General features: G+C 72.7%; 14 protein-coding genes. 10 read left to right on the top strand and 4 right to left on the bottom strand.

Annotation, left to right across the window (positions count from 1 at the left end):
- Nucleotides 1-241 precede the first annotated feature (241 nt).
- The 3 genes from DEJ50_RS09545 (at nucleotide 242) to DEJ50_RS09535 (ending at nucleotide 6,280) form a co-directional block, all read left to right on the top strand.
- Nucleotides 242-454 (top strand): hypothetical protein, encoded by a 213-nt coding sequence (locus tag DEJ50_RS09545; protein WP_150207136.1) that lies wholly within the window; start codon nucleotides 242-244, stop codon nucleotides 452-454.
- A 220-nt stretch (nucleotides 455-674) separates the two neighbouring features.
- Nucleotides 675-4,655 carry an AAA family ATPase gene (locus DEJ50_RS09540; protein ID WP_150207135.1) on the top strand — a complete coding sequence of 1,327 codons (3,981 nt, stop codon included), beginning with the start codon at nucleotides 675-677 and terminating at the stop codon, nucleotides 4,653-4,655.
- 194 nt (nucleotides 4,656-4,849) lie between these two features.
- On the top strand, nucleotides 4,850-6,280 hold the full coding sequence (locus DEJ50_RS09535) for a sugar porter family MFS transporter (protein ID WP_150207134.1): 1,431 nt from the start codon (nucleotides 4,850-4,852) through the stop codon (nucleotides 6,278-6,280).
- 46 nt (nucleotides 6,281-6,326) lie between these two features.
- Here the strand turns inward: DEJ50_RS09535 and DEJ50_RS09530 are convergent, their stop codons facing one another.
- Nucleotides 6,327-7,313, bottom strand: a complete 987-nt coding sequence (locus DEJ50_RS09530) for an LLM class flavin-dependent oxidoreductase (protein WP_150207133.1) — start codon at nucleotides 7,311-7,313, stop codon at nucleotides 6,327-6,329.
- Nucleotides 7,314-7,374: 61 nt separating this feature from the next.
- On the bottom strand, nucleotides 7,375-8,901 hold the full coding sequence (locus tag DEJ50_RS09525) for a cytosine permease (protein ID WP_150207132.1): 1,527 nt from the start codon (nucleotides 8,899-8,901) through the stop codon (nucleotides 7,375-7,377).
- Between the two features lie 138 nt (nucleotides 8,902-9,039).
- On the opposite strand from DEJ50_RS09525, the gene ftsY reads away from it, so the two are divergent.
- Complete coding sequence (gene ftsY, locus DEJ50_RS09520; RefSeq protein ID WP_150207131.1) at nucleotides 9,040-10,266, top strand: signal recognition particle-docking protein FtsY; 1,227 nt, start codon at nucleotides 9,040-9,042, stop codon at nucleotides 10,264-10,266.
- A 132-nt stretch (nucleotides 10,267-10,398) separates the two neighbouring features.
- On the opposite strand, the gene DEJ50_RS09515 is transcribed toward ftsY, so the two are convergent.
- Complete coding sequence (locus DEJ50_RS09515) at nucleotides 10,399-11,067, bottom strand: bifunctional DNA primase/polymerase (RefSeq protein WP_150212023.1); 669 nt, start codon at nucleotides 11,065-11,067, stop codon at nucleotides 10,399-10,401.
- A gap of 332 nt (nucleotides 11,068-11,399) precedes the next feature.
- Between DEJ50_RS09515 and DEJ50_RS09510 the strand changes: the two genes are divergently transcribed.
- From DEJ50_RS09510 to ftsH, 6 genes are all read left to right on the top strand, one after another.
- Complete coding sequence (locus tag DEJ50_RS09510) at nucleotides 11,400-12,920, top strand: hypothetical protein (RefSeq protein WP_150207130.1); 1,521 nt, start codon at nucleotides 11,400-11,402, stop codon at nucleotides 12,918-12,920.
- Nucleotides 12,921-13,217: 297 nt separating this feature from the next.
- Nucleotides 13,218-14,567, top strand: a complete 1,350-nt coding sequence (locus DEJ50_RS09505) for an ammonium transporter (RefSeq protein WP_150207129.1) — start codon at nucleotides 13,218-13,220, stop codon at nucleotides 14,565-14,567.
- Nucleotides 14,564-14,902 (top strand): P-II family nitrogen regulator, encoded by a 339-nt coding sequence (locus tag DEJ50_RS09500; RefSeq protein WP_150207128.1) that lies wholly within the window; start codon nucleotides 14,564-14,566, stop codon nucleotides 14,900-14,902. The genes DEJ50_RS09505 and DEJ50_RS09500 overlap by 4 nt, the downstream gene beginning before the upstream one ends.
- A gap of 178 nt (nucleotides 14,903-15,080) precedes the next feature.
- Entirely contained in the window at nucleotides 15,081-17,561 is a 2,481-nt protein-coding gene (locus tag DEJ50_RS09495) for a [protein-PII] uridylyltransferase (RefSeq protein ID WP_150207127.1), read from the top strand.
- A gap of 241 nt (nucleotides 17,562-17,802) precedes the next feature.
- Nucleotides 17,803-19,365 (top strand): signal recognition particle protein, encoded by a 1,563-nt coding sequence (gene ffh, locus DEJ50_RS09490; RefSeq protein ID WP_150207126.1) that lies wholly within the window; start codon nucleotides 17,803-17,805, stop codon nucleotides 19,363-19,365.
- 188 nt (nucleotides 19,366-19,553) lie between these two features.
- Nucleotides 19,554-21,470: an ATP-dependent zinc metalloprotease FtsH gene (ftsH, locus tag DEJ50_RS09485; RefSeq protein ID WP_150207125.1), complete on the top strand. Its 1,917-nt coding sequence runs from the start codon at nucleotides 19,554-19,556 to the stop codon at nucleotides 21,468-21,470.
- A gap of 22 nt (nucleotides 21,471-21,492) precedes the next feature.
- Here the strand turns inward: ftsH and DEJ50_RS09480 are convergent, their stop codons facing one another.
- Nucleotides 21,493-22,167: a class I SAM-dependent methyltransferase gene (locus tag DEJ50_RS09480; protein WP_150207124.1), complete on the bottom strand. Its 675-nt coding sequence runs from the start codon at nucleotides 22,165-22,167 to the stop codon at nucleotides 21,493-21,495.
- Nucleotides 22,168-22,186 lie beyond the last annotated feature (19 nt).

The following is a 22,186-nucleotide window of genomic DNA, read 5'->3' as shown; positions in this document are numbered from 1 at the left end:
GACGATCTCCGGACCCGGGCGCTGGGCCGTGAGAAGGCCGGGCTGCCCGCCGATACGGGGCGTGATCGTGTTGACCGTCAAACTTTTTGGTGAGACGCTGGAAGCCCCGCGCATCTGGGCTGTTTGGCAGTGTTGGCAGTAGTAGCGCAGTGGCTGACAGGCGCTGCCGGACACCGCGGGTGCGATTCCCTCACGACCCACACCGCTTCGGTCGGTCACTCAGTGTGGAGGACCATCCATCATGGCAAAGGCGCTTCTCGGTTACGTCGGCGGTTCCGACCCGCGACTCCTCGCCGAGATGCGACGGCTTCAGCAGCGCGTCCAGGACCTCGAGTCCGAGCTTGTACGGATTCAGTCCGAGAACGACGCGCTGACCGCCGCCGCTCAGCACGGAGACTCGCTGCTGGACAGCATCGACATCGACGTACCCCAGGCGGAGCCTGCGCTCACCTGATCCGCGCTCTCGTCGCTTGACTCCAGCCCCGCTCGATCTGCATAGGGACGCTCCGGCGTCCCTTTTTTCTTCGTGCCTTCGCTCGTCGGACTCGGCTCTCGGACTCTGCCCTCGGACTCGGCCCTGCGGTGATCCACGCGAGGGGCGGATTTCTTTTAACGTCTGTTGTGCCCTGCACCTTCATGGGTGAAACCGAACGTGAAAGGTAGAGTCCGGCGGCGTGCACCTCAAGGCCCTGACCCTGCGTGGCTTCAAATCCTTCGCCTCCGCCACCACCCTGCGCTTCGAACCCGGAATCACCTGTGTGGTGGGCCCGAACGGTTCCGGCAAGTCCAATGTGGTGGATGCGCTGTCCTGGGTCATGGGAGAACAGGGCGCCAAATCGCTGCGCGGCGGGAAGATGGAGGACGTCATCTTCGCCGGCACCACCGGCCGCCCGCCGCTGGGCCGCGCCGAGGTGTCCCTGACCATCGACAATTCCGACGGCGCCCTGCCGATCGACTACGCCGAGGTCACCATCACGCGGATCATGTTCCGCGGGGGCAGCAGCGAGTACCAGATCAACGGGGACACCTGCCGGCTGCTGGACATCCAGGAACTGCTGTCGGATTCCGGTATCGGCCGCGAGATGCACGTGATCGTCGGCCAGGGCCAGCTGGACTCCGTCCTGCACGCCGATCCGATGGGGCGCCGCGCCTTCATCGAGGAGGCGGCGGGCGTCCTGAAGCACCGCAAGCGCAAGGAGAAGGCGCTGCGGAAACTGGACGCGATGCAGGCGAACCTGGCGCGGGTCCAGGACCTGACCGAGGAACTCCGGCGGCAGCTGAAGCCGCTGGGCCGGCAGGCGGCGGTGGCCCGGCGGGCCGCCGTCATCCAGGCCGATCTGCGGGACGCCCGGCTGCGGCTGCTCGCCGACGACCTGGTCACCCTGCGGGCCGCGCTGGACGCGGAAATCGCGGACGAGACGGCGCTGAAGGAACGGAAGGACGCGGCGGAGGCGGAACTGGCCCTGGCGCTGCGGCGGGAGGCCGCCCTCGAAGCCTCGGTCGGGGAGCTCGCCCCGCGGCTCCGGCAGGCGCAGGAGACCTGGTACGAGCTGTCGCAGCTGGCCGAGCGGGTCCGCGGCACGGTCTCGCTCGCGGACGCCCGGGTCAAGAGCGCGACCGCCCCGGCGGAGGAGGAGCGGCGGGGCCGCGACCCGGAGGACCTGGAGCGGGAGGCGGCCCGGATCCGCGAGCAGGAGGCCGAACTGACCGCCGCGCTGGAGGCCGCGAGCCGGGCACTGGAGGACACGGTCGCGCACCGCGCCGACCTGGAACGGACCCTCGCGGACGAGGAACGGCGGCTCCGCGATGCGGCCCGGGCCATCGCCGACCGGCGGGAAGGGCTGGCCCGGCTGACGGGCCGGCTGGGCGCGGCCCGGTCGCGGGCCGGGGCCGCACAGGCGGAGATCGAGCGGCTGGTGGCGGCCCGGGACGAGGCGGAGGCCCGGGCGGCGGCAGCGCAGGAGGAGTACGAGGCGCTGGCGGCGGAGGTCGGCGCGGCGGACGGGGACACGGACGCGGCCACCGCGCACGGGGCGGCGCGGGCGGACCTGGCGGATGCGGAGGCGGCGCTGGGCGCGGCGCGGGACGCGGTCGCGGCGGCGGAACGCTCCCGGGCGGCGGTCTCCGCCCGGCACGACGCGCTCGCGCTGGGGCTGCGCCGCAAGGACGGCACGGGCGCGCTGCTGGCAGCGCGGGAACGATTGGCCGGCCTCCTCGGCCCGGCGGCGGAACGGCTGTCGGTGGCCCCGGGGTACGAGGTCCCGGTCGCGGCGGCGCTGGGCGCGGCGGCGGACGCGCTGGCGGTCGGGTCGCCCGCCGCGGCGTCCCTGGCCTTGCGGCACCTCCGCACGACCGACGCAGGCCGAGCCACCCTCCTGATCACCCCACCCCACGTCCCCGCACCGACCCACCCCCCGGCGGTCCCACCCCAACCGACCGCCCGCACGGCCGCGGGCCAGGCGGGGGGCTTCGCCCCCGTGCCGGCTTGCGACACCGGGGCGCCGGGCGTTGCCCCGGAAGGGGCGGGCGGCTTCGCCACCGAGCGAGCTGGCGGCTGTGCCGCCGAGTCTGCCGCCGCGGGCGGCGCCGGGGCGTCGGGCGCTGGCGGCTTCGCCGCCGTGGATGCGGCGGTGCGGCAGGTCGGGGGCTTTGCCCCCGGGCCCCGCGACGGTGCCGGCGCGCCGGGCGCCGACGAGGCCGGCGGCTTCGCCCCCGAGCGGGTGGGCGGCTGTGCCCCCGGGCCCGCTTCCGGTGCCGATGAGGTTGGCGGCTGCGCCGCCGAAACTGCCGCCGCTTCCGGCGCCGAGGCGCCGGGCGCCGGCGGCTTCGTCGCCGGGCTGGCCGTGGTGGGCGGGTGGCCGTGGGCCGGGGGGCTGGTGCGGGGGGATGCGGCCGTGTGCCGGGCCGTCGGGTGGGTGTTGCGGGACTATCTCGTCGTGCCCACGCTCGAGGACGCCGAGGCCCTGGTCGCCGAGCGCCCCGAGCTCATGGCCGTGACCCACGACGGCGACGTCCTCGGCGCCCACCTCGCGCACGGCGGGTCCGCCGGCGTGCCCAGCCTCATCGAGGTGCAGGCCGCCGTCGACGAGGCGGCCCGGGAGCTGGCCGGGCTCGAGGTGCGGTGCGGCGAGCTGGCCGGCGTACGGGTGGCGGCGGAGCAGCGGCGGACCGCCGCAGCCGCCCTGGTCGAGGAACTTGCCGAGCGGCGCCGGGAAGCGGAGCGGGCCCGCGCCGGGGTCGCCCAGCAGCTCGGCCGGCTCGCCGGCCAGGCGAAGGGCGCGGCCGGTGAGGCCGAGCGCAGCGCCACCGCCGCGGCCAAGGCCCAGGACGCCCTGGACCAGGCGCTGATGGAGGTCGAGGAGTGCGCCGAGCGGCTCGCCGTCGCCGAGGAACTCCCGGTGGAGGAGGAGCCGGACACCGCCGTCCGGGACCGGCTCGCCGCCGACGGCGCCAACGCCCGGCAGACCGAGATGGAGGCACGGCTCCAGCTCAGGACCCACGAGGAGCGGGTCAAGGGCCTGGCCGGCCGGGCCGACGGCCTGGACCGGGCCGCCCGCGCCGAGCGCGAGGCCCGCGCCCGCGCCGAACGGCGCCGGGCCCGGCTGCGCCACGAGGCCGAGGTGGCCGCCGCCGTCGCCGACGGCGCCCGCCAGCTCCTCACGCACATCGAGGTGTCGCTCGGGCGCGCGGACGCCGAGCGGCAGGACGCCGAATACGCCAAGGGCCTGCGCGAGCAGGAACTCACCGCGGCCCGCACCCGTGGCCGCGAGCTCAAGGGCGAGCTCGACAAGCTGACCGACTCGGTGCACCGCGGCGAGGTGCTCGGCGCCGAGAAGCGGCTGCGCATCGAGCAACTGGAGACCCGTGCGCTCGAGGAGCTCGGCGTGGAGCCCGCCGCCCTGGTCGCCGAGTACGGCCCCGATCAGCTGGTCCCGCCCTCCCTCCCCGCCGAGGGCGAGGAGCTCCCGGAGGACCCGGAGCACCCCCGCAACCGGCCCGGCCCGTTCGTCCGGGCGCAGCAGGAGAAGCGGCTGAAGGCGGCCGAGCGGGCGTACCAGCAGCTCGGCAAGGTGAATCCGCTGGCCCTGGAGGAGTTCGCCGCGTTGGAGGAGCGGCATAAATTCCTGAGCGAACAGCTCGACGACCTCCGGAAGACCCGGGCCGACCTCCTTCAGGTCGTGAAGGAGGTCGATGAGCGCGTCGAGCAGGTGTTCACGGAGGCCTACCGGGACACCGCCCGGGAGTTCGAGGGGGTCTTCTCCCGGTTGTTCCCCGGTGGCGAGGGCCGGCTGATCCTGACCGATCCCGACAACATGCTCACCACCGGCGTGGACGTCGAGGCCCGCCCGCCGGGCAAGAAGGTCAAGCGGCTGTCGCTGCTCTCCGGCGGGGAGCGCTCGCTGACCGCCGTGGCCCTGCTGGTGTCCATCTTCAAGGCACGGCCCAGCCCGTTCTACGTGATGGACGAGGTCGAGGCGGCACTCGACGACACCAACCTCCAGCGGCTGATCCGGATCATGGAGGAGCTCCAGGAGAGCTCACAGCTGATCGTGATCACGCACCAGAAGCGGACCATGGAGGTCGCCGACGCGCTGTACGGCGTATCCATGCAGGGCGACGGGGTCTCCAAGGTCATCAGCCAGCGCCTCCGTTGAGGGGCCTTCCCCCACCTCGTTTCAAGAAGTGAATGAAGTCATCCGGGGTGAACTCCTCCCGACGGCAATCCCCGAGGTATTGACTTCAGAAACTGAACGAATAGGCTCGCTCCGCTGTCTCCCGCCTTCGGGTGGTGCAAGATCTTGAGCTGTGCGCCACTGGTAGGACGGACAAAACCCCCACGGAGCGCACCTTGACCAGCACAAACCAGGCGTCGGCCTCGGGCGGCGGATCCTCCCCGCACCCCGAACACCTCGGCCATGTCATCTTCATCACCGCGGCAGCCGCGATGGGCGGATTCCTCTTCGGCTACGACAGCTCCGTGATCAACGGCGCCGTCGAGGCCATCCGCAGCCGCTTCGACATCGGTTCCGAGGCCCTCGCCCAGGTGATCGCCGCCGCTCTCATCGGCTGTGCCATCGGCGCCGCCACGGCCGGCCGGATCGCCGACCGGATCGGCCGTATCCGCTGCATGCAGATCGCCGCCGTGCTCTTCACGGCCAGTGCGCTCGGCTCGGCCCTCCCCTTCGCCCTCTGGGACCTCGCCGTCTGGCGGGTCATCGGCGGCTTCGCCATCGGCATGGCCTCGGTCATCGGCCCGGCCTACATCGCCGAGGTCTCCCCGCCCGCCTACCGCGGCCGGCTCGCCTCCTTCCAGCAGGCCGCCATCGTCATCGGCATCGCCGTCTCCCAGCTCGTCAACTGGGGCATCCTCAACCTCGCGGGCGGAGACCAGCGCGGGGAGATCGCAGGCCTGGAGGCCTGGCAGTGGATGCTGGGCGTGATGGTGGTCCCCGCCGTCCTCTACGGCGCGCTCTCCTTCGTCATCCCCGAGTCCCCGCGCTTCCTGGTCTCCGTGGGCCGCACCGCGGACGCCAAGAAGGTGCTGGGCGAGGTCGAGGGCACGAAGGTCGACCTGGACGCACGGGTCCACGAGATCGAGCTCGCCATGCAGTCCGAGCACAAGTCCACCTTCAAGGACCTGCTCGGAGGCCGCTTCGGGCTGCTGCCCATCGTCTGGGTCGGCATCGGACTGTCGGTGTTCCAGCAGCTCGTCGGCATCAACGTGATCTTCTACTACAGCTCCTCGCTGTGGCAGTCCGTCGGCATCGACCCGACCAGCTCGTTCTTCTACTCCTTCACCACCTCGATCATCAACATCATCGGCACCGTGATCGCGATGGTCTTCGTCGACCGGATCGGCCGCAGGCCGCTGGCCCTCATCGGCTCGGCCGGCATGGCGGTCTCCCTCGGCGTGTGCGCCTGGGCCTTCTCCTACAAGTCCGGCACCGGCAGCAACATCTCCATCCCCGACACCCAGGGCACGATCGCGCTCATCGCCGCGCACTCCTTCGTGCTCTTCTTCGCCCTCTCCTGGGGCGTGGTCGTCTGGGTGCTGCTCGGCGAGATGTTCCCGAACCGCATCCGGGCCGCGGCCCTCGGCGTGGCCGCCGCGGCCCAGTGGATCGCCAACTGGCTGATCACCGTCACCTTCCCGACGCTCTCCGACTGGAACCTGTCGGGCGCGTACGTGATCTACACGTTCTTCGCCCTGCTCTCGATCCCCTTCGTCCTCAAATGGGTGCCGGAGACCAAGGGCAAGGCGCTGGAGGAGATGGGGTAACCATCCCCGCCACCACCCCTCTCCTCGTGCGGGTCACTGCCCCGGCTCAGTCCTTGAGCCGGGGCAGTACCTGTTCGCAGAGCAGCTGAAGGCTGCGCCACCCCTCGTCGACCGGCATGCCCCCGCACAGCGGGTGCAGCACCAGGTTCCCGGCCTCGCCCGCGCCGCGCGCATAGGCCACGGCCTCCTCCGGCGACAGGATCCGGTAGACCCCCTCGGCCCGCAGCTCCGCCACCGTCCGGGCGCCGGACCGCACCGCCGAGCGGATGTCCTTGGACTGCCAGGAGGCGTACCGGCCGGCCTCGTGCAGGAACCGCTCGCCGTGCTCGGCCCAGGCCCGGTCCGGGTCCTCCGCGATGTGCAGCAGCGGGGTCTCGGCGGCCGGCATCATGCAGAAGCCCTCCGTCCCGTACTCCGCCAGCCTCGCCCGGTAGTACGCCTCCAGCTCCGGCAGGTGGGCGCTCGGGAAGAACGGCAGCCCGAGCCGGGCCGCGCGCCGGGCCGCGGCCCGGGAGCTGCCGCCGACCAGCAGCAGAGGGTGCGGCCGGGTGAACGGCCGCGGGGTGACCCGTACCGTCCGGCCGCGGAAGGTGAACGGCTCGCCGGTCCACGCCTTCAGCAGGGTCTCCAGCAGCTCGTCCTGGAGCTTGCCGCGCCGGCCCCACTCCACGCCGTGCTGCTCGTACTCCTCCGGCCGGTAGCCGATGCCGGCCACCGTCACCAGGCGCCCGCCGCTCAGCAGGTCCAGTACCGCGATGTCCTCGGCGGCCCGCAGCGGGTCGTAGAGCGGACCGATGATCGCCGAGACGGTGACCGCGATCCGGCGGGTGGCGCCGAACACCGCGCCGGCGAAGGCGAAGGGGGAGGGCAGCCAGTTGTTGTCGGTGCCGTGGTGCTCCTCGGTCTGGATGGTGTCGATCCCGCGGTCGTCGGCGTACTTCGCCATCTCCAGCGCCGCCCGGTAGCGGGCGGAGAGGGTCTCGGGGGTGCCGTTCGGGTCGACGAGGTTGAACCGGGCCACGGTGATGGGCATGGAAGCTCCCCCTCCGGAGGATGTGGTGTGGCGGCGGAGGGGGAGGCTAGCTGACGTAGCGTCAGTTGGACAGGGATCCGGATCCGGCGGTCTCGCGCCGGCCCGCCGGGACGGCCCCGGCGGCGTCCGAGGTGCCCGTGGCGTCGGCGGTGTTGGCGGTGTTCGCGGTGTTCGCGGTGCCGGCAGGCGCCGGCTCCGCCCCTCCCGAGCGCGGCAGTACGCCGTACAGCACGCCCGAGGTGAGGATGCCGACCGCCCAGCCCAGCCCGTTCTCGCCGATCCAGGTGCCGGCCAGCGGCCCGCTGAACCAGTCCACCGAGGTGAAGAGCAGCCCCACCGCCAGTGCCACCGCCCAGGCGGTCATGGCCTGCCAGGCGAACCCGCCCCGGTACCAGTACGCGCTGGTGCGGGTGGTGTCCATCAGGGCCCCGGCGTCATAGGTCCGGCGGCGCAGCATGTCCACGCCGAACACCCCGATCCAGGCGGAGAAGGCCACCGCCAGCAGGGTCAGGAAGGAGATGAAGGACCCGAAGAAGCTGGTCGCCACCACCATCAGCAGGAAGCCGAAGACCAGGCTGATGACCGCATTGACGCTGACCGCGGCGGCGCGCGGCACCTTGATGCCCAGGGTCTGCGCGGTGAACCCGGCCGAGTACATGGACATCGAGTTGATCAGCAGCATGCCGACCAGCGCGATCAGCAGGTACGGCACCGCGATCCAGGTGGGCAGCAGCTCGCCGATGAAGGACACCGGGTCCTGGGCCTTGGCCAGGTCCGGCGTACCGACCGCCATCACCGCACCCATCAGCACCATCGGGATGACGACCACGGCCGCACCGCCGACGGTCGCGCCGACCATGCCCCGCGAGGAGGCGGTGTGCGGCAGGTAGCGGGTGAAGTCCGGGCCGGACGGCACCCAGCTGATGCCGCCCGCGGCGATGGTGCCGATGCCCGCGATCATCATCGCGGTGGAGCCGGCCGGCTTGTCGAAGACCGCGGACCAGTCGGTGTCGAAGACCAGGTAGCCGAGGACCAGCACGCTGAACGCGCCGAACAGGTACGTGGACCAGGTCGAGCAGACCCGCAGCGCGTTGATGCCGAGCCCGGAGACGAGGAAGGTGCAGCCGACGAACAGCAGCAGGGTGACCACGATCAGCGGGGTGCTGCTCTCGATGCCGAAGAGCAGGTCCAGCACGGTGATCAGGGCGTAGGCGCCGCTCACCGCGTTGATCGTCTCCCAGCCCCAGCGGGCGATCCAGATCAGCGCGCCGGGGAAGAGGTTGCCGCGCTGCCCGAAGACGGCCCGGGACAGGGCCATGCCGGGGGCGCCGCCGCGCTTCCCGGCGATCGAGATCAGGCCCACGATCCCGTACGAGACCACGGGCGCGGCCACGGCGACGACCAGCACCTGCCAGAAGTTCAGCCCGTTGAAGATGACCAGGCCCGCCCCCATGGTCAGCAGCAGCACGCTGATGTTCGCGGCGACCCAGGTCGGGACGAGTTCGCGGACGCGGCCGGTGCGCTCACTGTCGGGTACGGGCTCCAGGCCGCGGGTCTCTATCGCGCCGTCGGTGGCCTCGGCAGGCATGCGTGCTCCGTGTGGGTGTGGGAGGGGATGCCCCATCATCGTAGGTTGCGCGCGGACAACACAAATAGCGGCTTAAGTCCCGGTCGGACCCTCCGGCTGCCGGGGCGGAGGGCCGCGGTGGCCGATACTGGACCCGTTATGGACATCCTCATCCTTGCTGTAGTCATCGCCCTGGTCGCGGTCGGCGTCATCAGCGGGCTCGTGGTCGGCAGCCGCAAGAAGAAGCAGCTGCCGCCCCCGGCACCGCCGAGCACGCCGACCATCACTGCCCCGCCCGCCGAACCGCAGGTGGGGGAGGACGCCGCTCCGACGGTGGAAGAGCCGCGCCGGACCATCGAGGAGGTCGTGCTCCCCGAGGCGGAGGCCGCGGCACCCGAGGCCCCCGTCGCGGCCGAGCCCGAGGCCCCGGTCGCGCCCGCCGCGCCCGAGATCGAGGTGCCGGAGCCCACCGCGGGCCGGCTGGTCCGGCTGCGCGCCCGGCTCGCGCGGTCCCAGAACACCCTCGGGAAGGGCCTGCTCACGCTGCTCTCCCGGGAGCACCTCGACGAAGACACCTGGGAGGAGATCGAGGAGATCCTCCTCACCGCCGATGTCGGCGTGACCCCCACCCAGGAGCTGGTCGACCGGCTCCGCGAGCGGGTCAAGGTGCTCGGCACCCGCACCCCCGACCAGCTGCGCGGCCTGCTGCGCGAGGAGCTCATCACCCTCATCGGCCCGGACATGGACCGTGTGGTCAAGACCGAGAGCGGCGCCGACACCCCCGGCGTGGTGATGGTCGTCGGAGTCAACGGCACCGGCAAGACCACCACCACCGGCAAGCTGGCCCGGGTGCTCGTCGCCGACGGCCGCAGCGTGGTGCTGGGCGCGGCGGACACCTTCCGCGCCGCCGCCGCCGAACAGCTGCAGACCTGGGGCGAGCGGGTCGGTGCGCGCACCGTGCGCGGCCCCGAGGGCGGCGACCCGGCGTCGATCGCCTTCGACGCGGTCAAGGAGGGCATCGCCGAGGGCGCGGACGTGGTCCTGATCGACACCGCGGGCCGGCTGCACACCAAGACCGGCCTGATGGACGAGCTCGGCAAGGTCAAGCGGGTGGTGGAGAAGCACGGCCCGCTGGACGAGGTCCTGCTCGTCCTGGACGCCACCACCGGACAGAACGGCCTCACCCAGGCCCGGGTGTTCGCCGAGGTCGTGGACATCACCGGCATCGTGCTCACCAAGCTCGACGGCACCGCCAAGGGCGGCATCGTGGTCGCGGTCCAGCGCGAGCTGGGCGTCCCGGTCAAGCTGATCGGCCTGGGCGAGGGACCGGACGACCTGGCCCCGTTCGAACCGGCCGCCTTCGTCGACGCCCTCATCGGAGACTGACCGCCGGATCCGCCGGATCTGCGGATCTGCCGGACCGGACGGGCACGGTCGTACGTTGCCCGGGGCCCCCGCGCTTCACAGGAAGCCCGGGGGCCCCGGCGTACCCGGAGCCCCGCCGGGGCTGGGCCCGGGTCAGTTCCGGAAGCGGTGGCAGATGTAGGCGAGGGTGCCCAGCAGCAGCCGGGCCTGCGGCGGCCGGCCTGCCGTGTCCAGGGTCGGCGGGCGGAGCCAGGTGACCGGGCCCAGGCCCCCGTGGTCCGAGGGCGGGGCGGTCAGGAAGGACCCCTCGCCCAGCGCACGGAGATCCAGGCCGGCGTCGTCCCAGCCCATCCGGTAGAGCAGTTGCGGCAGTTCCGCCGCCGCGCCGGGAGCCACGAAGAACTGGGCCCGGCCGTCCGGGGTGGCGGTCACCGGGCCGAGCGGGAGGCCCATCCGCTCCAGCCGGACCAGCGCCCGTCGGCCGGCCTCCGCCGCGACCTCGATCAGATCGAAGCTCCGGCCCGTCGGCAGCAGCACGGCGGCGCCGGGATAGTCCGCCCAGGCTTCGGTGGCCTCGTCCAGGGTCGCGCCCGCCGGAACCGCCCGCGCGCCCGGCAGCGGATGCGCGCCCGGAGCCCGGCAGCCGCGGTCGCCGCAGGAGCAGCCCCGGGCCGGGCCGGCGGCACGGGCGCCGGGGACCGCGTCCCAGCCCCACAGGCCGGTGTACTCCGCCACTGCAGTGCAGTCCGACATCCGGCCGCGGCGCCGGGTGCCGGTCCGGAACTCCCTGGTGCCCCGGCTGCCGCCGATCGTGAAGCCCATGCCCATGCCCATGCCCCTCCAACGGGTCCGGTCAGCCGGTGGTTACGCGCCCCACTTCGTGCCCTGCTTGCCACTGAAGCCGGTCTGTGTCCAGTGAATCGCGCCCGGCGGGTGGCGAGTTCATTCGATGGGGTGGCGAATGGTGGCGTTTCTGGAATCGACCTCGCGGCAGGGGTGATCGTAGGATTACTTTCGGTGCACGAACCCCGGTGGCGGACTCATCCGTGGGTATGCCGGAGGCAATCGGTGAAGGGCCTGTGAAGGCCCGCGAAGGTCCGCGCGGGCCCGGCCAGGGTTCGGGTGGAGAGTGCTGAACGGATGGGGGCGTTCCAGTGAGCGGCAACGGCGCAAGCGGAACGAACGCAGAGCCTGCTGCGTCCACTGCCCGCAACGAACAACTGACCTCGTGGTTCGTCCGCAGCGGCTGGTCCAAGGGCGAACTCGCCCGCCAGGTCAACCGCCGCGCCCGGCAGATGGGCGCGCACCACATCAGCACGGACACCTCCCGGGTCCGCCGCTGGCTCGACGGCGAACAACCCCGCGAGCCCGTCCCGCGCATCCTCTCCGAGCTGTTCTCCGAACGCTTCGGCACCGTCGTCGCCATCGAGCACCTCGGCCTGCGCACCGCCCACCAGACCCCGTCCGTCTCCGGCGTCGACCTGCCCTGGGCGGGCCCCCAGACCGTCGAGCTGCTCGGCGAGTTCTCCCGCAGCGACCTGATGCTCGCCCGCCGCGGCTTCCTGGGAACCTCGCTGGCCCTCTCCGCCGGCCCCGCCCTCATCGAGCCCATGCAGCGCTGGCTGGTCCCGATCCCGGCCACCGACCCCGGACCGCGACCGGCGGCGGGCCACCCGGCGCCGGGCGGCGGGCCGGCGGCCCTCGGCGGCCACCGACCGCCCCGGCTCTCCGAACCGGAACTCGACCTCCTCGAAGCCACCACCGTGATGTTCCGGCAGTGGGACGCCCAGTGCGGCGGGGGACTCCGGCGCAAAGCCGTGGTCGGCCAGCTCCACGAGGTCACCGACCTGCTCCAGGAGAACCACCCGGCACCCGTCCTGAAGCGCCTGTTCAAGGTCGCCGCCGAACTCGCCGAACTCGCCGGCTGGATGAGCTACGACATCGGGCTGCACCCCACCGCCCAGAAGTACTTCGTCCTCGCCCTGCACGCCTCCAAGGAGGCCGGTGACAAGCCGCTCGGCTCGTACATCCTCTCCAACATGAGCCGTCAGATGATCCACCTCGGCCGCCCCGAGGACGCCCTGGAACTCATCCACCTCGCCCAGTACGGCAGCCGCGACTGCGCCGGCCCGCGCACCCAGGCCATGCTGTATGCGATGGAGGCCCGCGCCTACGCCAACATGGGCCAGCCCAGCCGCTGCAAGCGGGCCGTCCGGATGGCCGAGGACACCTTCGGCGACGCCGGCCTCGACGGCGAACCCGAGCCCGACTGGATCCGCTTCTTCTCCGAGGCCGAACTCAACGGGGAGAACGCCCACTCCTACCGGGACCTGGCCTATGTGGCCGGCCGCAGCCCCACCTACGCCTCCCTCGCCGAACCCGTCATGCAACGTGCCGTGGAACTCTTCGCCAAGGACGAGGTCCACCAGCGCTCCTACGCCCTCAACCTCATCGGCATGGCCACCGTCCACCTGCTCCAGCGCGAGCCCGAACAGGCCACCGTCCTCGTCGACCAAGCCCTCGACGTGGCCGGAAAGGTGCGGTCCGAGCGGGTGAACACCCGGCTCCGCAAGACCGTAGACACCGCCGCACGCGAGTACGGAGACATCGCCGAGGTCGTCCGGCTCACCGACCACCTCGCCGCCCGCCTCCCCGAGTCCGCGGAGGCCGTCTGAACCCCGGCCGCGGCAGGCACCCCGCGAAGCCCGATCAGGCTCCCCCGGCCAGGTCATCCGGGTCCTGCCGCGGCCGGACACAGCGAGCACCCGTTCGCGATCACCCGTTCATGGGCGCGTAACACGCCCGACCTCTTCGTCACCGTCGCGAAACACCGAGCGGCACCGCCGGAAACCGGCCTGCGCGAATCTCAGGGCCAATAACCGGCCAGTCCCGCAGGCAGGCCGGCCGTACGCCGCCGCTCAGGTTTCACACGATCGCCCGCACGCGAACGTACCGACGACGAGGAGACGCCGATGGCAGCATCCGCCATCACGACCCTTGCCGCAGACGCCCCGACACTGTCTGCCGCGAACACCGGGTTCATGCTCATCTGCTCCGCCCTGGTCATGCTGATGACCCCGGGCCTGGCCTTCTTCTACGGAGGCATGGTCCGCGTCAAGAGCAGCCTCAACATGCTGATGATGAGCTTCATCAGCCTCGGGATCGTCACGATCCTCTGGGTCCTCTTCGGCTTCAGTCTCGCCTTCGGCGCCGACGTCGGATCCGTCATCGGCTGGTCCTCCGAGTACGTCGGCCTCAGCGGTCTCGGCCTCACCCAGCTCTGGGACGGCTACACCATCCCGGTGTACGTCTTCGCCGTGTTCCAGCTGATGTTCGCCATCATCACCCCGGCCCTGATCAGCGGCGCCCTCGCCGACCGCGTCAAGTTCACCGCCTGGGCCCTGTTCATCACCCTCTGGGTCACCGTCGTCTACTTCCCCGTCGCCCACTGGGTCTGGGGCTCCGGCGGCTGGCTCTTCGAGATGGGCGTCATCGACTTCGCCGGCGGTACCGCCGTCCACATCAACGCCGGTGCCGCCGCCCTCGGCGTGATCCTCGTCATCGGCAAGCGCGTCGGCTTCAAGAAGGACCCGATGCGCCCGCACAGCCTCCCGCTGGTGATGCTCGGCGCCGGCCTCCTGTGGTTCGGCTGGTTCGGCTTCAACGCCGGCTCCTGGCTCGGCAACGACGACGGCATCGGTGCCGTCATGTTCCTCAACACCCAGGTCGCCACCGCCGCCGCCATGCTCGCCTGGCTGGGCTACGAGAAGATCCGGCACGGCTCCTTCACCACCCTCGGCGCCGCGTCCGGCGCGGTCGCCGGCCTGGTCGCCATCACCCCGTCCGGCGGCTCCTGCTCGCCGCTCGGCGCCATCGCCATCGGAGCGATCGCCGGCCTGGTCTGCGCCATGGCCGTCGGCCTCAAGTACAAGTTCGGCTACGACGACTCCCTCGACGTGATCGGCGTCCACCTCGTCGGCGGTGTCCTCGGCTCCCTGCTCGTCGGATTCTTCGCCACCGGCGGAGTCCAGTCCGACGCGGCCGGCCTCTTCTACGGCGGCGGCCTCGAACAGCTCGGCAAGCAGGCGGTCGGCGTCTTCTCGGTCCTCGCCTACTCTCTCCTGGCATCCGCGCTGCTCGCCTTCCTCCTCGACAAGACGATCGGCATGCGGGTCAGCGAGGACGACGAGGTCTCCGGCATCGACCAGGTCGAACACGCCGAGACCGCCTACGACTTCAGCGGCGCGGGCGGGGGCGTCTCCTCGCGCAGCACCGCCACCACCGCCACCGCCGTCCTGGACTCGAAGAAGGTCGACGCATGAAGCTCATCACCGCGATCGTGAAGCCGCACAAGCTGGACGAGATCAAGGACGCCCTCCAGGCCTTCGGCGTCCAGGGGCTCACGGTCTCCGAGGCCAGCGGCTACGGCCGGCAGCGCGGCCACACCGAGGTCTACCGCGGTGCCGAGTACACCGTCGACCTGGTTCCCAAGATGCGCATCGAGGTCCTTGTCGAGGACGACGCGGCCGACGACGTGATGGATGTCCTGGTCTCCGCCGCCCAGACCGGCAAGATCGGTGACGGCAAGGTGTGGAGCGTCCCGGTGGACTCGGTGATCCGGGTCCGCACCGGCGAACGCGGCGCGGACGCCCTGTAGGGCGGTCGCCGCACGTCCGCCGGGGTCTCCCGGACCTGGTGGTCCGGGAGACCCCGGCGGAGGCGTTCACAGCGTTGTCCCCAGCGCCGATGCCGCTCAGCACAGCGGCACGGCACCAGCCGAACCGGGGCGTCCGGCCCCGACCAGCCGGACACCCCCAGAACCCGGGAGCCGTCGGGTGACGAGTGCCGAGAACACGACCACCGATCCCACCGACCCGACCGATGCCACCGATCCCACCGGCCCGACCGGACCCGCCGATCCCGCCGGCCCGGGGCCCGGGGGGTACGCGGCGGCCCGGGTGGGCCTTCTCCAGGAGGAGGGCCGGCCCGGGCCTTCGCGGCGTTCCGCCCTGGCCGGACTCACCGACGACTGGCTGACCGCCCTGTTCGCCGCGGCGGCCCAGGAGAGCGGCGTACGGGGCGCGGTGCTGGTCGCCGTCGGCGGCTACGGCCGCGCCGAGCTCTCCCCGCGCAGCGATCTCGACCTGCTGCTCCTCCACGACGGCAAGGCCGACCCCACCGCGCTCTCCCGGCTCGCCGACCGGCTCTGGTACCCGGTCTGGGACCTGGGCCTCGCCCTGGACCACTCCGTCCGCACCCCGGCCGAAGCCCGCAAGACCGCCGGCGAGGACCTCAAGGTCCAGCTCGGCCTGCTCGACGCCCGCCCCGTCGCCGGCGACCTCGGCCTGCTGGCCGGGCTGCGCACCTCGGTCCTGGCCGACTGGCGCAACCAGGCCCCCCGCCGGCTGCCCGAGCTGCACTCCCTGTGCCGGGACCGGGCCGAACGGTTCGGCGAGCTCCGCTTCCTCCTCGAACCCGACCTGAAGGAGGCCCGGGGCGGGCTCCGGGACCTCGCCGCGCTGCGCGCCGTCGCCGCCTCCTGGCTGGCCGACGCCCCGCGCGAGGGCCTCGCCGAGGCCCGCCGCCGGCTGCTGGACGCCCGCGACGCCCTGCACCTGGTCACCGGCCGGGCCGGCGACCGGCTCTCCCTCCAGGAGCAGGACCAGGTGGCCGCCCGGATGGGCCTGCTCGACGCCGACGCCCTGCTCCGCGAGGTGTACGAGGCCGCACGGGTGGTCGCGTACGCCGGGGACGTCACCTGGCGCGAGGTCGGCCGGGTCCTGCGGGCCCGCTCGGCCCGCCCCCGGCTGCGCGGACTGCTCGGCTCCAGGTCCGCCGGGCCCGCCGAGCGCGCCCCGCTCGCCGAAGGCGTGGTCGTACAGGACGGCGAGGTGGTGCTGGCCCTGGCCGCCCGGCCGGAACGCGACCCGGTGCTGCCGCTCCGGCTCGGCGCCGCCGCGGCCCAGGCCGGACTGCCGGTCTCGCTGCACGCCGTACGCCGGCTCGCCGCCCAGACCCGGCCGCTGCCGGTGCCCTGGCCCGCCGAGGCCCGCGAACAGCTGCTGACCCTGCTGGGGGCCGGCGAGCCCACCGTGCCCGTCTGGGAGGCCCTGGAGGCCGAGGGGATCATCTCCCGGCTCCTCCCGGACTGGGAGCGGGTCCGCTGCCGGCCGCAGCGCAACCCCGTGCACACCTGGACCGTGGACCGGCACCTCATCGAGACGGCCGTCCGGGCCTCGGCCATGACCCGCCGGGTCGGCCGGCCGGACCTGCTGCTGATGGCCGCCCTGCTGCACGACATCGGCAAGGGCTGGCCCGGCGACCACTCGGTGGCCGGCGAGACCATCGCCCGCGACGTCGCCGTACGGGTCGGCTTCGACCCGGCCGACGCGGCCGTGCTGGGCACCCTGGTACGCCACCACCTGCTGCTCATCGACACCGCCACCCGCCGTGACCTGGACGACCCGGCGACCCTCCGGTCGGTCGCCGACGCGGTCGGCTCGGCCGGCACCCTGGAGCTCCTGCACGCCCTCACCGAGGCGGATGCGCTGGCCACCGGCCCGGCGGCCTGGTCCTCCTGGCGGGGCTCCCTGGTCGCCGACCTGGTACGGCGGGTCGCGGCCGTCCTGGACGGGGCGCCGGCCGCCCCCTCGGCCCCCGCCCTGCCCGGGGCCGAACAGGAACGCCTCGCGGTGGAGGCCCTGCGGACCGGCGAGCCCGTGCTGACCCTGCACGCCCGGCAGGAGGCCGACGCGGTCGGCGTCGAGCTGGCCGTGGCCGTCCCCGACCAGCCCGGGGTGCTGCCGGCGGTGGCCGGCGTCCTGGCCCTGCACCGGCTGACCGTCCGGGCCGCCGACCTGCGCTCGGTGGAACTCCCCGACCGGCTGGGCGAGGTCCTGGTGCTGCGCTGGCGGGTGGCGGCCGAATACGGCTCGCTCCCGGAGGCGGCCCGGCTGCGCGCGGACCTGGTGCGGGCGCTGGACGGCTCGCTGGACGTCCCGGCGAAGCTGGCGGACCGCGAGGCGGCCTACCCGCGGCGGCGGGGCGTGGTCCCGCCGCCGCCCCGGGTCACGGTGGTCCCGGAGGTGTCCTCGCTGGCCACGGTCCTGGAGGTGCGGGCCCCGGACGCGGTGGGGCTGCTGCACCGGATCGGGCGGGCGCTGGAATCGGGCGGGGTCCGGGTGCGCAGCGCCCATGTCTCCACCCTCGGCGCGAACGCGGTGGACACGGTGTACGTGGTCGACGCGGACGGCAAACCCCTCCCGTCCGCAGCCGCCGCGACCCTGGCCCATACGATCCAGGGCGCCCTGACATAGCCGGCCCCGCTGGAGGCTCCGCCCCGGGGTGCCCGGGCTCCGCCCGGCCCCACAGCGCGCCCGCGGCGCGGGGCCTTTACGCCACCCCGCCCCGCCCCGAAACCGTGGCGGGGTCCGGGGCGGAGCCACGGTTTCGGGAAGGGGCGGGGTGGGGGGAATCTCACCGCAGGGTCACGCCCATCGCGCGGGCGGATACCCTGGGGGCGTCCGCACTCCAACGACCCGAGGAATCGCGACCACCGTGTTCGATACGCTTTCCGACCGCCTCAGCGCGACTTTCAAGAGCCTTCGCGGCAAGGGCCGCCTGAGCGAGGCCGACATCGACGCGGCGGCCCGGGAAATCCGTATCGCCCTCCTCGAGGCCGACGTCGCCCTCCCGGTCGTCCGTTCCTTCATCGCGAACGTCAAGGAGCGCGCCCGCGGCGCCGAGGTCTCCAAGGCGCTCAACCCGGCCCAGCAGGTCCTCAAGATCGTCAACGAGGAGCTGGTCTCGATCCTCGGCGGCGAGACCCGCCGCCTGCGGTTCGCCAAGACCGCACCCACCGTGATCATGCTCGCGGGTCTCCAGGGTGCCGGTAAGACCACCCTCGCCGGAAAGCTGGGCAACTGGCTCAAGGGCCAGGGCCACACCCCGCTGCTGGTCGCCTGCGACCTCCAGCGCCCCAACGCCGTCAACCAGCTGAACATCGTCGCCGAGCGCGCCGGCGTCGGCTTCTACGGCCCGCAGCCCGGCAACGGCGTCGGCGACCCGGTCCAGGTCGCCAAGGACTCCATCGAGTACGCCCGGACCAAGCAGCACGACATCGTCATCGTCGACACCGCCGGCCGCCTCGGCATCGACCAGGAGCTGATGCAGCAGGCCGCGGACATCCGCGACGCCGTCAGCCCCGACGAGATCCTCTTCGTCGTCGACGCCATGATCGGTCAGGATGCGGTCAACACCGCCGAGGCCTTCCGTGACGGCGTCGGCTTCGACGGCGTGGTGCTGTCCAAGCTCGACGGCGACGCCCGCGGTGGTGCTGCGCTCTCCATCGCGCACGTCACCGGCAAGCAGATCATGTTCGCCTCGAACGGCGAGAAGCTCGACGACTTCGACGCCTTCCACCCGGACCGGATGGCCGGCCGGATCCTCGACATGGGTGACATGCTCACCCTCATCGAGCAGGCCGAGAAGACCTTCAGCCAGGCCGAGGCCGAGAAGATGGCGGCCAAGCTGGCGAAGGGGCCGAAGGAGTTCACCCTCGACGACTTCCTGGCCCAGATGGAGCAGGTCCGGAAGATGGGCTCCATCTCCAAGCTGCTCGGCATGCTGCCCGGCATGGGCCAGATCAAGGACCAGATCAACAACATCGACGAGCGGGACGTGGACCGCACGGCCGCCATCATCAAGTCGATGACCCCGGCGGAGCGCCAGGACCCGCACATCATCAACGGCTCCCGCCGCGCCCGTATCGCCAAGGGTTCCGGCGTCGAGGTCAGCGCCGTCAAGAACCTCGTCGAGCGCTTCTTCGAGGCCCGCAAGATGATGTCCCGGATGGCGCAGGGCGGCGGAATGCCGGGGATGCCCGGCATCCCGGGCATGGGCGGCGGCCCCGGCCGGCAGAAGAAGCAGGTCAAGCAGGCCAAGGGCAAGCGCAAGAGCGGCAACCCGATGAAGCGCAAGGCCGATGAGGCCGCCGCGGCGGCCCGCCGCGAGCAGGGCCCGGCGATCGGCGGGGCCGACGGCAACCCGTTCGGCCTGCCGGCCGGTGCGCCCGGCGAGGACTTCGAGCTCCCCGACGAGTTCAAGAAGTTCATGAAGTAGCCGACCGGCCGGACCGGCGCGAAGTCGTTGCCGAAGGGGCGTACGGGGAAACCCGTGCGCCCCTTCGGCATGCGCGGACCCTCCCTGCGCGGACCCGCCCGCCCATCCGCCCGGGAGGGCAAAGATCCCATTTGTCGCTTAATGTCGGCCGGAGGACGGTAGCCGGAAGGACGGTAGAAGGAGGCCTCTTGCCCAGCCCCACCCCCGTACCCCCGCGCGACCGGGCGGACACCCCCTGGCGCTCCGAAGGAGCCCCGCCCGCCCCGCCGCCGAAGCGGCGGATGCCCGGCGGCTGGCGCGGCCTGGTCCTCGCCGCACTGGTCGTCTTCCTGCTCACCAACCTGGTGCTGTCCTTCTTCAACGAGGGCGACGAGCCGACCGTCTCGTACACCGAGTTCAGCAAGCAGGTCGCCAACGGCAACGTCGAGAAGATCTACTCCAAGGGCGACGCCATCCAGGGCGAGCTCAAGAACGAGCAGCCGCTCCCCGACGGCAAGGGCGACTACACCAAGTTCGTCACCCAGCGCCCGGCCTTCGCCGACGACCAGCTCTGGGCCAACCTCACCGCCAAGGGCGTCACCGTCACCGCCTCCCCGGTCGTCGTCCAGCGCAGCTTCCTGTCGAACCTGCTGCTCTCCCTGGCGCCGATGGTGCTGCTGGTCGTGCTCTGGCTGCTGATCGCCCGCCGGATGGGCGGGGCCATGGGCGGAGCCGGCCCGCTCGGCCGGAAGGCCCCGCCCAAACCGGTGGAGCTGGAAGGCGGCAAACGGACCACCTTCGACGACGTGGCCGGCATCGACGAGGTCGAGGAGGAGCTCAGCGAGGTCGTCGACTTCCTGAAGAATCCGCAGGCCTACCGGCGGATGGGCGCCCGGATGCCCGGCGGCGTGCTGCTGGCCGGCCCGCCCGGAACCGGCAAGACCCTGCTGGCCCGGGCCGTGGCCGGCGAAGCGGGCGTGCCGTTCTTCTCCGCCTCCGCCTCCGAGTTCATCGAGATGATCGTCGGCGTCGGCGCATCCCGGGTCCGCGAACTGTTCACCGAGGCCCGCAAGGTCGCCCCCGCGATCATCTTCATCGACGAGATCGACACCATCGGCCGGGCCCGCGGCGGCGGCTCGGGCCTCGGCGGCCACGACGAACGCGAACAGACGCTCAACCAGATCCTGACCGAAATGGACGGGTTCTCCGGCTCGGAGGGCGTGGTCGTCCTCGCCGCCACCAACCGCGCCAGCGTCCTCGACCCCGCACTGACCCGGCCCGGCCGCTTCGACCGCACCGTGGCCGTCTCCCCGCCCGACCGCGCCGGCCGGGAGGCCATCCTGCGCATCCACACCCGGGACATCCCGCTCGACCCGGGGGTGGACCTGGCCCAGGTGGCCCGGACCACCCCCGGCATGACCGGCGCCGAGCTCGCCAACCTGGCCAACGAGGCGGCACTGCTGGCCGTCAAACGCGGCCAGCCGGCCGTCACCGGGGCCGACCTCTCCGACGCCCTGGAGAAGGTCCAGCTCGGGGCGAAGCGGCCCCTGGTGATGCCCGAGGAGGAACGCCGGCGCACCGCCTACCACGAGAGCGGCCACGCCCTGCTGGGCATGCTCCACCCCGGCGCCGACCCCGTCCGGAAGATCACCATCGTGCCGCGCGGCCGGGCCCTCGGCGTCACCCTCTCCACCCCCGACGCCGACCGCTACGCCTACACCGAGGAGTACCTGCGCGGCCGGATCATCGGCGCGCTCGGCGGCATGGCCGCCGAACACGTGGTCTACAACCTCATCACCACCGGCGCCGAGAACGACCTCGAACAGGTGACGAACCTGGCCCGCGGCATGGTCGGCCGCTGGGGCATGAGCGAGCGCGTCGGCCGTCTCACCGCGATCCCGGCCGACGCCGAGGCGCCGTACGGCCTGACCGCCGCACCCGCCACCCTGGACGCGGTGGACCACGAGATGCGGCGGATCGTGGACGAGTGCTACGAGAACGCCTGCCGCCTGCTGCGCGAGCACCGGCAGCAGCTCGACGCCCTCGCCGAGGCCCTCCTCGCCAACGAGACCCTGGAGGAGGACGCGGCGTACGCGGCTGCGGGCATCACCCGCCCGGCCAAATGACCGGGCCCGCCCGCAGCCGCCGTCACGCCACCCGGGCGACGACGTACCGGAAGATGTTCGGCAGCCACACCGTGCCGTCGGGCCGCTCGTACGGGTGCAGTTCCTCGGCCAGCTCCTTCTCCGCCTGACCGGGATCCGACAGGTCGTACAGACCCGTCGACAGCAGCCCCCGCACCGCGCTGCCCACCTCCGCGTAGCCGAACGGGCAGAACACCCGCCCCGAGCCCTCCGGACTCAGCCCGGCCCGCTCCACCAGCCCGTCCAGGTCCGCCGCGCCTCCCGGGTCCGTCATCGCCGGCACCGTGCAGCGCTCCGGCGGACCCCAGCCCGCCAGCACCACGGCCCCGCCCCGCCGGACCCGCGGCAGGGCCGCGGCCAGCGCCCCCGGCGCCGGGGCGAAGGCGGTCAGCAGGTCGTAGGGCCGCCCCGAGGACTCCGGGGGGCCGGACAGCACCTCCAGCACCCGCTCGCGGGCCAGCGCCCGCAAGGCCGGCCGCGGCTCCACCCCGGTCACCCGGGCACCCCGGCCCGCCGCCAGCAGCAGGCTCAGCCCGGCCCCGCAGTCGAGGCCCAGCACCCGGTCCCCGGGCCCGAGCTCCAGCCGGTCGTACACCGCTTCGTACAGCGGTACCAGCATCCGTTCCTGGATCTCCGCCCAGTCCCGGGCGGTGTTCACGGCCGTCGGCGTCGGTGTCATCGAAAGAGCGCTCCTGATT

Origin of the sequence: Streptomyces venezuelae (assembly GCF_008642295.1) — a bacterium.
GTDB lineage: Bacteria > Actinomycetota > Actinomycetes > Streptomycetales > Streptomycetaceae > Streptomyces > Streptomyces venezuelae_C.
This window is presented reverse-complemented; position numbering and strand designations above follow the sequence as displayed.